At 73.2% G+C, this 13,465-nt stretch carries 14 protein-coding genes; 8 read left to right on the top strand and 6 right to left on the bottom strand.

Going from position 1 to position 13,465, the window contains the following annotated elements:
* The first annotated feature begins 2 nt into the window (after positions 1 to 2).
* Positions 3 to 548, top strand: a complete 546-nt coding sequence (locus ACZ45Q_RS18960; protein ID WP_468262300.1) for an arginine repressor — start codon at positions 3 to 5, stop codon at positions 546 to 548.
* Between the two features lie 189 nt (positions 549 to 737).
* Here the strand turns inward: ACZ45Q_RS18960 and ACZ45Q_RS18955 are convergent, their stop codons facing one another.
* From ACZ45Q_RS18955 to ACZ45Q_RS18935, 5 genes are all read right to left on the bottom strand, one after another.
* Positions 738 to 1,535 carry an FAD:protein FMN transferase gene (locus ACZ45Q_RS18955; RefSeq protein WP_468262298.1) on the bottom strand — a complete coding sequence of 266 codons (798 nt, stop codon included), beginning with the start codon at positions 1,533 to 1,535 and terminating at the stop codon, positions 738 to 740.
* Positions 1,528 to 2,316, bottom strand: a complete 789-nt coding sequence (locus tag ACZ45Q_RS18950; RefSeq protein WP_468262295.1) for an FMN-binding protein — start codon at positions 2,314 to 2,316, stop codon at positions 1,528 to 1,530. Before ACZ45Q_RS18950 ends, ACZ45Q_RS18955 begins: the two co-directional genes overlap by 8 nt.
* 24 nt (positions 2,317 to 2,340) lie before the next feature.
* Complete coding sequence (locus tag ACZ45Q_RS18945) at positions 2,341 to 3,723, bottom strand: ferredoxin reductase family protein (protein ID WP_468262292.1); 1,383 nt, start codon at positions 3,721 to 3,723, stop codon at positions 2,341 to 2,343.
* Positions 3,724 to 3,798: 75 nt separating this feature from the next.
* Positions 3,799 to 4,506 carry a L,D-transpeptidase family protein gene (locus ACZ45Q_RS18940; RefSeq protein WP_468262290.1) on the bottom strand — a complete coding sequence of 236 codons (708 nt, stop codon included), beginning with the start codon at positions 4,504 to 4,506 and terminating at the stop codon, positions 3,799 to 3,801.
* Positions 4,507 to 4,509: 3 nt separating this feature from the next.
* Positions 4,510 to 5,097 (bottom strand): pyridoxamine 5'-phosphate oxidase family protein, encoded by a 588-nt coding sequence (locus ACZ45Q_RS18935; RefSeq protein WP_468262287.1) that lies wholly within the window; start codon positions 5,095 to 5,097, stop codon positions 4,510 to 4,512.
* A 176-nt stretch (positions 5,098 to 5,273) separates the two neighbouring features.
* Here ACZ45Q_RS18935 and argH point away from each other — a divergent pair, with 176 nt between their 5' ends.
* The 4 genes from argH (at position 5,274) to ACZ45Q_RS18915 (ending at position 9,995) form a co-directional block, all read left to right on the top strand.
* On the top strand, positions 5,274 to 6,707 hold the full coding sequence (gene argH / locus ACZ45Q_RS18930) for an argininosuccinate lyase (RefSeq protein ID WP_468262285.1): 1,434 nt from the start codon (positions 5,274 to 5,276) through the stop codon (positions 6,705 to 6,707).
* A 141-nt stretch (positions 6,708 to 6,848) separates the two neighbouring features.
* The gene (locus ACZ45Q_RS18925) at positions 6,849 to 7,820 is read left to right on the top strand and encodes an aldo/keto reductase (protein WP_468262282.1); all 972 of its coding nucleotides are present in this window, start codon (positions 6,849 to 6,851) and stop codon (positions 7,818 to 7,820) included.
* Between the two features lie 94 nt (positions 7,821 to 7,914).
* Complete coding sequence (locus tag ACZ45Q_RS18920) at positions 7,915 to 8,466, top strand: TetR/AcrR family transcriptional regulator (protein ID WP_468262278.1); 552 nt, start codon at positions 7,915 to 7,917, stop codon at positions 8,464 to 8,466.
* Complete coding sequence (locus ACZ45Q_RS18915) at positions 8,463 to 9,995, top strand: MFS transporter (protein WP_468262276.1); 1,533 nt, start codon at positions 8,463 to 8,465, stop codon at positions 9,993 to 9,995. Before ACZ45Q_RS18920 ends, ACZ45Q_RS18915 begins: the two co-directional genes overlap by 4 nt.
* Before the next feature lie 78 nt (positions 9,996 to 10,073).
* Here ACZ45Q_RS18915 and ACZ45Q_RS18910 read toward each other — a convergent pair whose 3' ends face one another.
* The gene (locus tag ACZ45Q_RS18910) at positions 10,074 to 10,748 is read right to left on the bottom strand and encodes a lysophospholipid acyltransferase family protein (protein WP_468262515.1); all 675 of its coding nucleotides are present in this window, start codon (positions 10,746 to 10,748) and stop codon (positions 10,074 to 10,076) included.
* A 385-nt stretch (positions 10,749 to 11,133) separates the two neighbouring features.
* Between ACZ45Q_RS18910 and ACZ45Q_RS18905 the strand changes: the two genes are divergently transcribed.
* From ACZ45Q_RS18905 to ACZ45Q_RS18895, 3 genes are all read left to right on the top strand, one after another.
* Positions 11,134 to 12,312, top strand: a complete 1,179-nt coding sequence (locus ACZ45Q_RS18905) for a glycerophosphodiester phosphodiesterase (RefSeq protein WP_468262273.1) — start codon at positions 11,134 to 11,136, stop codon at positions 12,310 to 12,312.
* Positions 12,313 to 12,387: 75 nt separating this feature from the next.
* Positions 12,388 to 12,882, top strand: coding sequence for an RNA polymerase sigma factor (locus ACZ45Q_RS18900; protein WP_468262270.1), 495 nt, complete (start codon positions 12,388 to 12,390; stop codon positions 12,880 to 12,882).
* 57 nt (positions 12,883 to 12,939) lie between these two features.
* Positions 12,940 to 13,437, top strand: coding sequence for a GNAT family N-acetyltransferase (locus ACZ45Q_RS18895; protein WP_468262512.1), 498 nt, complete (start codon positions 12,940 to 12,942; stop codon positions 13,435 to 13,437).
* The last annotated feature ends 28 nt before the right edge of the window (positions 13,438 to 13,465 follow it).

Below are 13,465 nucleotides of genomic sequence, written 5' to 3'. Positions count from 1 at the left end.
CGATGAGTCAGGCGCAGGACCACGGGCAGAACGGGGCCGCCGGGCCCGCCGTGCCGCAGACGCGCACCGCACGCCACCGCCGGATCGTGGACATCCTCAACCGGCAGCCGGTGCGGTCGCAGAGCCAGCTGGCGAAGCTGCTCGCCGATGACGGGCTGACGGTCACGCAGGCGACGCTCTCCCGGGACCTGGACGAGCTGAACGCGGTGAAGATCCGCAACACCGACGGCGACCTGATCTACGCGGTGCCGAGCGAGGGCGGCTTCCGCACGCCGCGCGCCCCGCTGGGGGAGTCGGCGAAGGAGGAGCGGATGCGCAGGCTCTCCGCGGAGCTGCTGATCTCCGCGGAGGCGTCGGCGAACCTCGTGGTCCTGCGGACGCCTCCCGGGGCGGCGCAGTTCCTCGCCTCGGCGATCGACCAGGCCGAGCTGCACGACATCCTGGGGACGATCGCCGGCGACGACACGCTGCTGCTGATCAGCCGGGAGCCGACGGGGGGTCAGGCGCTGGCGGACCACTTGCTGAGGCTGGCCCAGAACGGCCACTGAGGGGCGCGGCCGGGTTGTGGGCGGCTGCGGAAAGGGGTGGGGCCGTGGTGTGCCGGGTGCGGGCGGGGGGTGGTTGCTCGCGCAGTTCCCCGCGCCCCTTCGGGGCGCTCCCCGGGCGGCACCCCGCCGGCGCCGGTGAGCGACACCCCCGGTACCTCAGCCCAGCCGGACGTCGACCCGTTCCGCGCCTCAGCCCAGCCACGCCCCCAGCCCCTCCGTGCAGCGCACCTCGTCGCCGGCCGTGATCAGCAGCGCCTCCACGCCGTCCAGCGACTCCAGCCACCGCAGCCCTTCCCCCGACCCCATCGCGAACGCCGCCGTGGCCCAGCAGTCCGCCCACGTCAGGGACGGCGACACCACGGTCACCGCCACCAGGTCGGTCACCGCGGAGCGCCCCGTGCGCGGGTCGACGATGTGCGTGCCCCGCTCCGCAGTACCGGAGGTCGCCACCGCCAGCTCCTCGGCTCCCGCCGCGGAGACCACCGCCGCCAGCCCGCCCGGCCGCACCGGGTCCGACACCCCGACCCGCCACGGCCGGTGCCCCCCGGGCACGCCGAGCAGCTGCACGTCCCCGCCCCCGTTGACGCTGACCCCGCTCGCCCCCGCCGCCAGCAGGTGCCGTGCCGCGCGTTCCACCGCCCAGCCCTTGACGATGCCCGTCGGGTCCAGGCGGCCCCGGTACGACGTACTGAACCAGCCGCCGCTGAGCCGCCGCGCCTCGGCGCCCAGCTCCAGCACCTCCCCGACCTCGGCGTCGCAGTCGTCGAGCGTCAGCTCGCCCCGGGCGAGCCGGCTGACCTGGCTGTCGTCACGGTAGGTGCTGAACACCTCGTCGGCCCGGTGCAGCCCGGCGACCGCCTCGGCCAGCGCCGCGCGCACCACGGCGGGCTCCCCGCCGCGCACGTCGAAGGAGAAGACGGTGCCCATCGCCTCCTCCACGTGCCGCACCGCGGGAGCCCCGGCCGGCCCGGCCACCGTGTCAGCCACCGGCCTGGTCCAGCGCCGACTGGAGGGACTGTTTGTATCCGGCGCTGGTGTAGGTCGCTCCGGAGACGGCGTCGATGTCGGCGTTGCCCGCGGTGACGGCGGCCTGGTTGAGTGCGGGGACGGCCTTGGCGTTGATCTGGTCGGACTGCCCGCCCGCGGGCGCCTGCACGGCTTCCGCCCGCGTGATCCTGCCGCCGCTGACGGTGATCCGGACCTGCACGGGACCGTACTGGGTCTGCGCGGCGGCCCCGGTGACGGTCCGGGCGTCCTGGGAGCCCGCGCCCGGGGTGTTCTGCGGGGCCTGCGGGTCCTGGGCGCCCTGTCCCGCGCCGGCCGCAGCCGCCGCCTTGTCCAGCGCCGACTGGAGGGACTGTTTGTATCCGGCGCTGGTGTAGGTGGCTCCGGAGACGGCGTCGATGTCGGCGTTGCCCGCGGTGACGGCGGCCTGGTTGAGTGCGGGGACGGCCTTGGCGTTGATCTGGTCGGACTGCCCGCCCGCGGGCGCCTGCACGGCTTCCGCCCGCGTGATCCGCCCGCCCTCCACGGTCAGCCGGACCTGTACGGGACCGTACTGGGTGCGGACCGCGTCGCCGAGGACCGTGCCGGTGGCGCCGTCCCGGCCGCCCTGCGGCGACTGGGCCGCCACCGGCGGTGCCGCACCGCCCGCCGCCGCGGCGGAGCCCGGGTCGGAGGCCGGCTTCATGGACAGCAGCAGCACGATCCCGGAGACGGTCGCGGCGCCCGCGAGCACGGCACGCCGGACCGGATGGCTCTTCCTCATCTTGCCTGGGCTCCTGACTCTCGCTCACATCTCGAACGACTCGTGATGGATGCGCCGGGCGGGGACCCCCGCGCCGCGCAGTGCCTCGTAGACCGACTGCGCGAAGCCGGGCGGCCCGCACAGGAACACGTCGTGGCGGTCGATGTCCGGGATCTTCCGGCTGAGGGAATCCGCCGAGATGTCCGGCCGCTCCCCGTCGGGACTGTTGACCGCGTACATCAGCCGGGCCCCGCGCTCGTCGGCGATCGCGGCCAGTTCGTCCCACAGGGCCAGGTCCTGGGTGCTGTTGGCCCGGTACAGCAGGGTGATGTCGCCGGCCGCGCCGGGCAGCGTCTCGAACAGGGCGCGCATCGGCGTGATGCCGACCCCGCCCGCCACCAGCAGCACCTTGCCGCGGCTGCGGCGCTGCGCGGTGAGCGCCCCGTACGGGCCCTCCGCCCACACCCGGGTGCCGGGCCGCAGCTCGCGCAGCCGGCTGCTGTGGTCGCCGATCGCCTTGACCGTGATCCGCAGCATGTCCGGACGCGGCGCCGCCGACAGCGAGTACGGGTGGGAGCTGAACCGCATCCCGGGCGCCAGGAACCGCCAGCGGAAGAACTGCCCGGCCTCCGCGCCCATCCGGTGCAGCCTGCGCCCGCCGATCAGCACCGAGACGATCCCGGGAGTCTCCTCGATGACGGCCTCGACCCGCATCCGGTGCCGCAGGTTCAACCGGAGCGGGGTGAGCACCCGGTACCAGAGCACCAGCGCCGTGACCGAGCCGTACAGCGCGTACCAGACCGTCTTGGCGACCGGCTCGACGGCGAAGTCGTTCCCGGTGGTGAGCTGGTGCCAGAACGTCAGGAACACCGCCGCGTACGTCAGCAGGTGCACGTGGTACCAGGCGTCGTACGGGATCCGGCGCCGGACCGGGCCGGCCGAGACCAGGCCGATGAGCACCAGCAGGCCGGTGCCGACGGCGGCCTTGCCCATGTCCGGCAGCTGCGTGACGGAGTCGGCGGTCTGCGCGGCGATGTCGCCGAGGCCCCGGCCCGACTGGAGGGCGTAGCCCCACATGATCAGGAACACGTGCGCGACCAGCAGGCACAGCGTGTACCGGCCGGTCATGGCGTGCCACCGGGCGACCCGGTCCGAGCCCACCCGTCGCTCCAGCGCGGGCACCCGGGCCATCTGGAGGACCACCAGGGCCATGAGGTAGCCGGCGAGCAGCCCGGTGATCCGCCCCGCGTTCAGGATCCGGCCGGTGTCGTCGGAGATGGCGGGCGTGTTGCGCCACCACAGCCACAACACGCCCGCCGCGCCCGCCCACACGGCGAGCAGCAGGGGGACGGCCGGTGAGCGGCGCGGACGGATGCGCCGCATGGTCTGGCGTCGGGCGGCGCGGCCGCCGGCGAGCGTGGTGGTCACGGTTCCTCCGTGGGACAAGACCCTTGGCCCACAGATACGTGCCGCTCCCGCGGAGTGTTCAGCCCGCCCCGGCGCTCAGTGGCGGGTGAGCGCCGTCGGCCCGTCCGCGGTGCCGATGGCGATGTGCGGATCGGCGGCCGGCTCGGCCCAGTCGAGGATGCGGCGCATCGCGTCGGCCGGCACCGACACACAGCCCGCGGTCGCGCCGCGCCCGTCGACGTGCAGGAAGATGCCGGCGCCCCGGCCGCGCACCGGACGGTCGTAGTTGAAGCCGACGACCATCGCGTGCGCGTACTGCGTCCCGTACGTGACGAGGTGCTCGGCCTCGGCGGCGGCGCAGTCGGCCGGGCGGGGCTCGGTCCAGCGGTTGTAGGAGCGCGAGTCGTTGTCCTGGCACCACCAGGAGTCCTGCCGCACCGGCCGGTACGGGTACGTGGTGCCGGGCGGTGCCGGTTCGATACCGAAGGCGTAGGGGAGGTCGTACAGCCCGGTGGGGGTGGTGTTCGTGCCCTGGCGCCGTTTCTCCCCGTCCGCCAGGCCGTTCGCGCCGAAGCGGGCGGGGGCCGAACCCGCCTCGACCCAGGTGTCGCCCTCGCGGTCCCACCAGGTGACCGTGCCCGTGGTGGACCGGGTGTCCGGGGCCAGTGCGGTGATCAGCTGGGTGCCGCCGCCGGTGTCCGCCATCCGGGCGGGCAGCGGCTCGGGCGCCGGCCCGGCGGCGGGCGCGGCACCGAGTGCGAGGAAGGAGGCGGAGACGAGGACGGCGACGACACCTGGGCGCATGGCTCAGACCGTAGACGGGGGCAGCGGCAACGGCAGCCCGGGCAGTCCGTCCAGGCTGGTCGCGATGTGCTCCTTCTTGGTGAAGTAGGCGTCGAGCGAGGCGTCGTCCTCCCGGGCGAAACGCTTGCCGTGCAGGTCGCGGTCCTCCTCGTACGCCATGAAGGGGACGGCGTACCCGCAGGTGTCGCGGACGAGTTCGGCGGTGACCACGATGATCGCGCGCAGGCCGTGCCGGGTGGTGTCGATGTCGGGGAAGCGGGCGAGCAGCCCGGGGAAGCGGGGGTCGTCGCGGAAGACCGGCTCCCCGCGGCCGTGCACCCGCACGATGTTCGGCGGGCCCTGGAAGGCGCACCACATCAGGGTGATCCGCCCGTTCTCGCGCAGGTGCGCGACGGTCTCGGCGTTGGAACCGGCGAAGTCGAGGTAGGCCACGGTGTGCTCGTCGAGCACCGCGAAGGAACCCTTGAGGCCCTTCGGGGACAGGTTGACCGTCCCGTCGGCGGCGAGGGGAGCGGTGGCGGTGAAGAAGAGGGGCTGTTCCTCGATGAAGGTGCGGAGCCGGCCGTCTATGCGCTCATAGGTCTTTCCCATGACTAACGATTATGGGGGCTGATCATTCGCCTGTCTAAGGAATTCTGCCGCCGGCGGCCCCGGGTGGGGGCGCCCACCGCCCCGGGCGATTGACGATTCATGCAGGACCCTGCATAATCATGCATCACAGTGATGTAGCGTGAGACAACCCGCGGAACCCTTGAGGAGCAGCGCAAGTGAGCAGCAACAGCGGTGACGTACGGCTCTGGGGCGGCCGTTTCGCCGACGGCCCCGCCGAGGCCCTGGCGAAGCTGTCCGCGTCCGTCCACTTCGACTGGCGGCTCGCGCCGTACGACATCGCCGGTTCGCGCGCCCACGCGCGCGTGCTGCACAAGGCGGGCCTCCTCACGGAGGACGAGCTGACCCGCATGATCGCCGGCCTCGACCGGCTCGAGGCGGACGTGGCGGACGGCTCCTTCGTGGGCACGATGGCCGACGAGGACGTGCACACCGCCCTGGAGCGCGGACTGCTGGAGCGGCTCGGCCCCGACCTCGGCGGGAAGCTGCGCGCCGGCCGGTCGCGCAACGACCAGGTCGCGACCCTCTTCCGGATGTACCTGCGGGACCACGCCCGGATCATCGGCGGACTGATCGCCGACCTCCAGGACGCCCTGATCGGCCTCGCCGAGGCCCACCCGGACGTGGCGATGCCGGGCCGCACCCACCTCCAGCACGCCCAGCCCGTGCTGTTCGCCCACCACGTCCTCGCCCACGTCCAGGCGCTGTCCCGGGACGCCGAACGGCTGCGCCAGTGGGACGAGCGCACGGCGGTCTCCCCGTACGGCTCGGGTGCCCTGGCCGGTTCCTCGCTGGGCCTGGACCCGGAGGCCGTCGCCCGGGACCTCGGCTTCGAGCACGGCAGCGCCGGCAACTCCATCGACGGGACCGCCGCCCGCGACTTCGCCGCAGAGTTCGCCTTCATCACCGCGATGATCGGTGTCGACGTCTCCCGGATCGCCGAGGAGATCATCATCTGGAACACGAAGGAGTTCTCCTTCGTGACCCTGCACGACGCGTTCTCCACCGGCTCCTCGATCATGCCGCAGAAGAAGAACCCGGACATCGCCGAGCTGGCCCGCGGCAAGTCCGGCCGCCTCATCGGCAACCTGACCGGCCTGATGGCGACCCTCAAGGCGCTGCCGCTGGCGTACAACCGCGACCTCCAGGAGGACAAGGAGCCGGTCTTCGACTCCATCGACCAGCTGGAGACCCTGCTGCCCGCCTTCACCGGGATGACGGCCACCCTCACCGTGCACCGCGAGCGCATGGAGGAACTGGCCCCGGCCGGCTTCTCCCTCGCCACCGACATCGCCGAGTGGCTGGTCAAGCAGGGGGTGCCGTTCCGGGTCGCGCACGAGGTGGCCGGCGAGTGCGTGAAGGTCGCCGAGGCCGAGGGCAAGGAACTGGACGACCTCACCGACGAGCAGTTCGCCAAGATCTCCCCCCACCTGACCCCCGAGGTCCGCACCGTCCTCAACGTGCCGGGCGCCCTGGCCTCGCGCGACGGCAGGGGCGGCACGGCACCCAGCGCGGTCGCCGTGCAACTGGCGGAGGTCAAGTCGGACGTGGCCGCCCAGCACGAGTGGGCGGGCGCCAAGCGGCGGGCCTGAGGGCGGCGCCGCCCGGTGGAGCGCGGGGCACACCCGGCACCCCCGCCCGACGGCCCACCGCACCCACCGGGATCTGAAGCGAAGGGCATCGCGGGTTACGTTGGTCGCACGCCTCACCGCAGCGACCGAACGGAGCCCGCGATGCCCTTCGCCCGCCTCGCGACCGCGACGACCCCGACCTGCCACATCGGCCTGGGGCTGGCCGCCGTCGGCCGTCCGGGCTACATCAACCTCGGCCGCGACCGGGACCTCGGCGAGGACCGCGGCGTCGAGGCGCTGCGCACCCGCACCCACGACCTGCTGGACGCCGCCTACGCACAGGGCGTGCGCTACGTCGACGCCGCCCGCTCCTACGGCCGCTCCGAGGAGTTCCTCGCCGACTGGCTGCGGGAGCGCCCCGACGTCGACGACGTGGTGATCGGCAGCAAGTGGGGCTACACCTACACCGCCGACTGGTCCACCGACGCCGAGCGACACGAGGTCAAGGACCACGGCCTCGCCACCTACGAACGGCAGCGCGCCGAGACCGAGGCCCTGCTCGGCGACCGGCTCGACCTGTACCAGATCCACTCGGTGACCCCGGACAGCCCGGCCCTCACCGACAAGGCCCTGCACGCCCGGCTCGCCGAGGCCGCCGACCGGGGCGTCTCCGTCGGCTTCTCCACCAGCGGCCCCGCCCAGGCCGACGCCATCCGCGCCGCGCTCGCCGTGACCGTCGACGGCGAGCCCCTCTTCCGTACCGTCCAGTCGACGTACAACGCGCTCGAGACCTCCGCCGGGCCCGCCCTCGCCGAGGCGCACGCCGCCGGGCTGACGGTGATCGTCAAGGAGGGCATGGCCAACGGCCGGCTGGCCGAGCAGCACGCGCCGGCCGCGCTGAAGGCCGTCGCCGAGGAGACGAGCCTCGGCTGCGACGCGGTCGCCCTCGCCCTGATCCTGCGGCAGCCCTGGGCCGGTGTCGTGCTGTCCGGCGCGGCGACCGTCAACCAGCTCGGCTCCAACCTGCACGCCGCCGTCGTCGACCTCGACGACGACCAGGTCGCCCGCCTCGCCGAGCTGGCCGAGGAGCCGCGCGCCTACTGGGAGCGGCGCAGGCAGCTGCCCTGGCACTGAGCAAGCCGGCCGGCGCCGGTCATTCACAGCCCGCATATGAGTCACTCATGCCCAGCATGAGACAAGAATGTCTCACATGGTCTATGGTTGTCTCATGGCTGTCGACCGTGACCACGTACTGCGCTCCGCCGCGGCCCTGCTGACCCGCAAATCCACGGCGACCATGGACGAGGTCGCCCGGGCCGCGGGGATCAGCCGCGCCACCCTGCACCGGCAGTTCGCCGGGCGCGACGCCCTCGTCCGGGCGCTGGAGGCGCTGGGCATCGCCGAGTGCGAGGCCGCCCTGGAGGCGGCCCGCCCCGACGACGGACCGGCGTCCGACGCGGTGCGCCGGCTGGTCCGGGAGCTGGAGCCCTCCACCGGCCTGCTCGCCTTCCTCTACTCCGAGAACCAGCTGTTCGAGGGCGAGGAGCAGAACGAGGGCTGGGCCCGCATCGACGCCCGGCTCGGTGCGCTCTTCCGGCGCGGCCAGGAGAGCGGCGAGTTCCGCATCGACCTCACCCCGGCCTGGCTCACGGAGGCGCTGTACGGGCTGCTGGCCTCCGGCGCCTGGGCCGTCATGGAAGGCCGCGTGGCCCGCAACGACTTCACCCACTCGATCGTCGAGCTGCTGCTCGGCGGCGCACTGCGAAGAGAGGAACCATGACCAGCACCCTGCAGCCGGCCGACGCGAACGGGGCGGTGAAGCGCCCCGCCCGCTGGCTGGCGCTGTCCGTCCTCGTCCTGGCCGTGCTGCTGGTGGCCGTCGACGCGACCGTCCTCGGTCTCGCGACCCCCTACATCAGCGAGGACCTGGCGCCCTCCGGCACCCAGTTGCTGTGGATCGGCGACGTCTACTCGTTCGTGATCGCCGGACTGCTCGTGTCCATGGGCAGCCTCGGCGACCGGATCGGACGCAAGAAGATCCTGCTGCTCGGCGCCACGGCGTTCGGCGCGGTCTCCGTGCTCAACGCCTACGCGACCACGCCAGAGCTGATGATCGTCGCCCGGGCGCTGCTCGGTGTCGCCGGCGCCACGCTGATGCCGGCCACCCTGGCCCTGATCCGCAACCTCTTCCACGACCCCCGCGAGCGCAGCCTCGCCGTCGGCATCTGGGGCGCCACCGCCTCGGCCGGCACCGCGGTCGGCCCGATCGCGGGCGGCTTCCTGCTGGAGCACTTCTGGTGGGGCTCGGTCTTCCTGATCAACCTGCCCGTGATGGCCGTCCTGGTCCTCGTCGGCGTCAAGCTGCTGCCGGAGTCCCGCAATCCGAACCCCGGCCCCTGGGACCTGGTCAGCGTCGCGCTGTCGCTGATCGGCATGGTCGGCGTCGTCTACGCCGTCAAGGAGACCGCGGCGCACGGGTTCGCCTGGGCGACGCTCGGCGCGGGACTGACCGGCGCCGCCGCGCTGTACGGGTTCGTCCGGCGCCAGCTGACGCTGCCGACGCCGCTGCTCGACATGCGGCTGTTCCGCAGCCGCGGCTTCAGCGGTGCCGTCCTGGCCGACCTGCTGACCATCCTGGGCCTGTCCGGGCTGGTGTTCTTCCTCTCCCAGTACCTCCAGCTGGTGCAGGGCAGGCGGCCGTTCGAGGCGGGGCTGGCCGAACTGCCCGCCGCGATCGGGGCGGTCGCGGCCGGTCTCGTCGCGGGCCGGGCGGCCCGGCGGTTCTCGGTGCGGGTGGTGGTCTCCGGCGGTCTCGCCGCCGTCGGCCTGGCACTCGCCGCGCTGACCGTCATCGGCCAGTCCACCGGCTACCCGCTGCTCGGCGCGGCCCTGCTGGTGGTCGGCGTCGGAGCCGGGTTCTCGTTCACCGTCACCGCCGACGTCATCCTCTCCAGCGTGCCCACGGAACAGGCGGGCGCCGCCTCGGCGGTGTCCGAGACGGCGTACGAACTCGGCGCAGCCCTCGGCATCGCCCTGCTCGGTTCCATCGTGACCGGCGTCTACCGGGACTTCACCGGCCCGGCCGGCACCCCCGCCGCCGCGCACGAGTCGCTGGGCGGTGCCGTCGAGGCCGCCGAGCACCTGCCCGCCGACACCGCCGCGGCCATGCTCGACGCCGCCCGGCAGGCCTTCGTCGACGGTCTGACCCTCGCCGCGGGCGTGGGAGCCGTCGTGCTGCTGGCCGCGGCGGTCGCCGCCTGGTTCCTGCTGCGGGGCCAGAAACTGGAGGACGGCGTCGACCACGCCTGACCGTGCCTCCCGCACCCGAACGCCGACGGCGGGCCCCGGAAGAGGGCCCGCCGTCGGCGTTCCGGCGTCGCGCGGCGGTTACGCCGCCTTCTTCGCCTTCGTGGCGTACATGTCCACGTACTCCTGGCCGGACAGCCGCATGACCTCCGCCATCACCGAGTCCGTGACGGCCCGCAGGACATAGCGGTCGCGGTCCATCCCCTCGTAGCGGGAGAACTCCATCGCCTCGCCGAAGCGCACCGTGACCCGGCCCGGACGGGGCAGGCCCGCGCCGCCCGGCTGGAGCTTGTCCGTGCCGATCATCGCGAACGGGACGACGGGCGCCCCGGTCATCAGCGTGAGCCGGGCGATACCGGTCCGGCCGCGGTACAGGCGGCCGTCGGGGGAGCGGGTGCCCTCCGGGTAGATCCCGAAGATCCTGCCCTCCTCCAGGATCCGGCGGCCGGTCATCAGCGCCGCCACACCGCCGTTGGCGCCGTCCCGGTCGACGGGGATCATGCCGACGCCGGTGAAGAACCACGCCATCAGGCGGCCCTTGAGCCCCTTGCCGGTGACGTACTCGTCCTTGCCGATGAAGAACACCTGCCGCTTGGTGACCAGCGGCAGGACGATGGAGTCGATGAAGGTGAGGTGGTTGCCGGCCAGGATCACCGGACCGTCGCCCGGGATGTGCTCCGCGCCCTCCACCCGTGGGCGGAACATCAGGCGCATGATCGGACCGAGCACTGCCTTGATGAGCGCGAAGCGGGACAACGGGCCCTCCGTGGTCAAGGTATGAGTCTGTGCAGGTGAGGACATTACTCGCGGCACCGGTGGTCGCGCACGCCGGGTTCACCGAGGTCTTACGCACTGTTGACCCCGGTTCACCTGCGCGGGTGCGCCGTCGCCCGCCGGTAACCCGGGCGGAACATGTGAGGCATGTCGCCTCCCGCGCGGCGCGGCGGTGGGCACCGCCCGGGTTCCCGGCCCCGGTCGCGTGAAGCCGACCGGCCGGCGGTTACGACACGTCTACGCCATCTGGTGTCGTCCGCGTGCGTCACCGGGTGTCACCCGCCCGTTCCGCCCGAGGCCTCCCGTACGTCATGTACGCGCCCCTACGATCGGGCCGCCATCGACGAAGCGGCAGGAAAGGGCGTTCATGGGCACGCAGGAGACCAACGGACACGCGGGCGGCACCGGACGGCGGGCACTGCTCGGCGCGGCGGTGCTCGGCGCGGGCGGAGCCGTCCTGGGCATGTCCGGCACGGCGAGAGCCGACGACACGCGGGGCGCCGGGCGCCGCGGACGCGGCGGGCTGGGCAGCCTGCCCGTGCCGACGATCATCGGGCACCGCGGCGCCAGCGGCTACCGGCCCGAGCACACCCTCGGCGCCTACCAGCTCGCCCTCGACATGGGCGCCGACATCGTCGAGGCCGGCGACCTGGTGCCCACCAAGGACGGTCACCTCGTCTGCCGGCACGAACCGGAGATCGGCGGCACCACGGACGTCGCCGACCACCCGGAGTTCGCCGACCGCAAGCGCACCAAGCGGCTCGACGGCACCCCGGTCACCGGCTGGTTCACCGAGGACTTCACACTCGCCGAGCTGAAGACGCTCCGCGCGACCGAGCGCATCCCGGCCAACCGGCCGCACAACACCCTCTACGACGGCCGCTGGGAGATCCCCACCTTCGAAGAGGTGCTGCGCTGGCAGGACGAGCAGACCCGCAAGCGCGGCAAGCAGGTGTGGATCTACCCCGAGCTGAAGCACCCCACCTATTTCCGCGGGCTCGGCCTGGGCCTGGAGGAGCGGGTCGCCCGGGTGCTGCGCCGGCACGGCAAGGACCGCAGGAACGCGCCGGTCATCCTCCAGTCCTTCGAGCCCACCAGCATCCAGCGCCTGAGCAGGCTCGTCGCCACCCCGCTCGTCGTCCTGCTGTGGACCGCGGACAGTCGCCCCTGGGACTTCGAGGAGAGCGGCGACCCGCGCACCGTCGCCGACCTGATCACCCCCGAGGGCCTGCGCGAGATCGCCTCCTACGCCCAGGGCATCGGCCCGACCCTCGACCTGGTCATCCCGCGCGACGCGGCGGGCCGGCTGACCGAGCCGACCACCCTCGTCCGCGACGCCCACCGCGCCGGCCTCCTCCTGCACCCCTACACGCTGCGCAACGAGAACCCGTTCCTGCCGGCCGACTTCCGCAAGGGCACCGACGCCGACGCCTACGGGGACGTCTTCGGCGCCTACCGCGCCTACTTCGCCACCGGCATCGACGGGGTCTTCACCGACCACCCGGACACCGGCCTGCTGGCCCGCGAGGAGTTCGTCAACGACTGAGCGCCCGCACCCGCTTGGAGTGAACCTCGGGTCGCCCGGGACAACCACCGCCCGGGCGACCGGGTCGCACTGCATATGACGCACGACCTGGTCACCACCCTGCGGCCACTGCTCACCGCCGAGGCCTTGGCCGAGGCACATGCCACCGGGACGGAGCCCGGCGACCTGGAGCAGGCGGTCTGGCTGCGCCTCCTGGAGCGCCTGCACGCCGAGGGCCCGCCCCGCGATCCCCACCGCTGGCTGCGCAGCGCCGTCCGCATCGAGGCGCGCCGCACCCGCCGCACGGCCCGGCGCGAACGCCCGTACCACACCGAGCCCCTGGGGGCCGCCGATCACGAACCCGAACAGCTCGCCCTCGCCGCCGCCCGCCGCCGCGCCCTGCGGGACGCGGTGCGCCGGCTGCCCGGCCGCTGCCCCCGGCTGATGGAGGCGCTGCTGTCGCCCCAGGACCTGACATACCGGGAGATCGCAGGGGAGTTGGGTATCTCACAGGGGAGTCTTGGGCCGGAACGTTCCCGATGTCTGGGATGTCTGCGCCGATTGCTGACGCCGGAGGTTGCGGCCCGCTGACGACGGGGATAGGAGTGAGGGACGACAGGTGATCAGATGAGCGGGAGGCATGCGCACATGGGCATGAGCGTGACCATCTCGGCGGCGACCGACCGGGATGCCGAGCAGATCTTCCGGTTGCAGTACCTCTGCTTCCAGAGCGAGGCGGCGCTCTACGGCAACTACCGCATCGACCCGCTCGTCCAGACCCTCGACTCCGTCCGGGACGAGGTCGCCGCGGACTGCGTCTTCGTCGCGCGGCTCGGCGACGAGGTCGTCGGCTCGGTGCGCGGACATCTGACGAAGGACGGCTCCGCGTCCATCGGCAAGCTCTGCGTCCACCCCCGCCTCCAGGGCCACGGCATCGGCGCCCGTCTGCTGAAGGCGGCCGAGTCGGCGCTCACCGAGCGGCACGGAGCGACCCGCTTCCGCCTGCACACCGGCCACCGCAGCGAGAGCAACCTCCGCCTGTACCGCCGCGTCGGCTACCAGACGGTGGGCACCGCGCAGGGCGCCGACGGCGTCCCGATGATCGTCCTGGAGAAGCAGGCCGGCGCCTACGCGGCGACGGCCTGACCGCCGGCCGGCGGTCCCGAGGGCGGGC

This window comes from Streptomyces sp. NPDC031049 (assembly GCF_055571015.1).
This window is presented reverse-complemented; position numbering and strand designations above follow the sequence as displayed.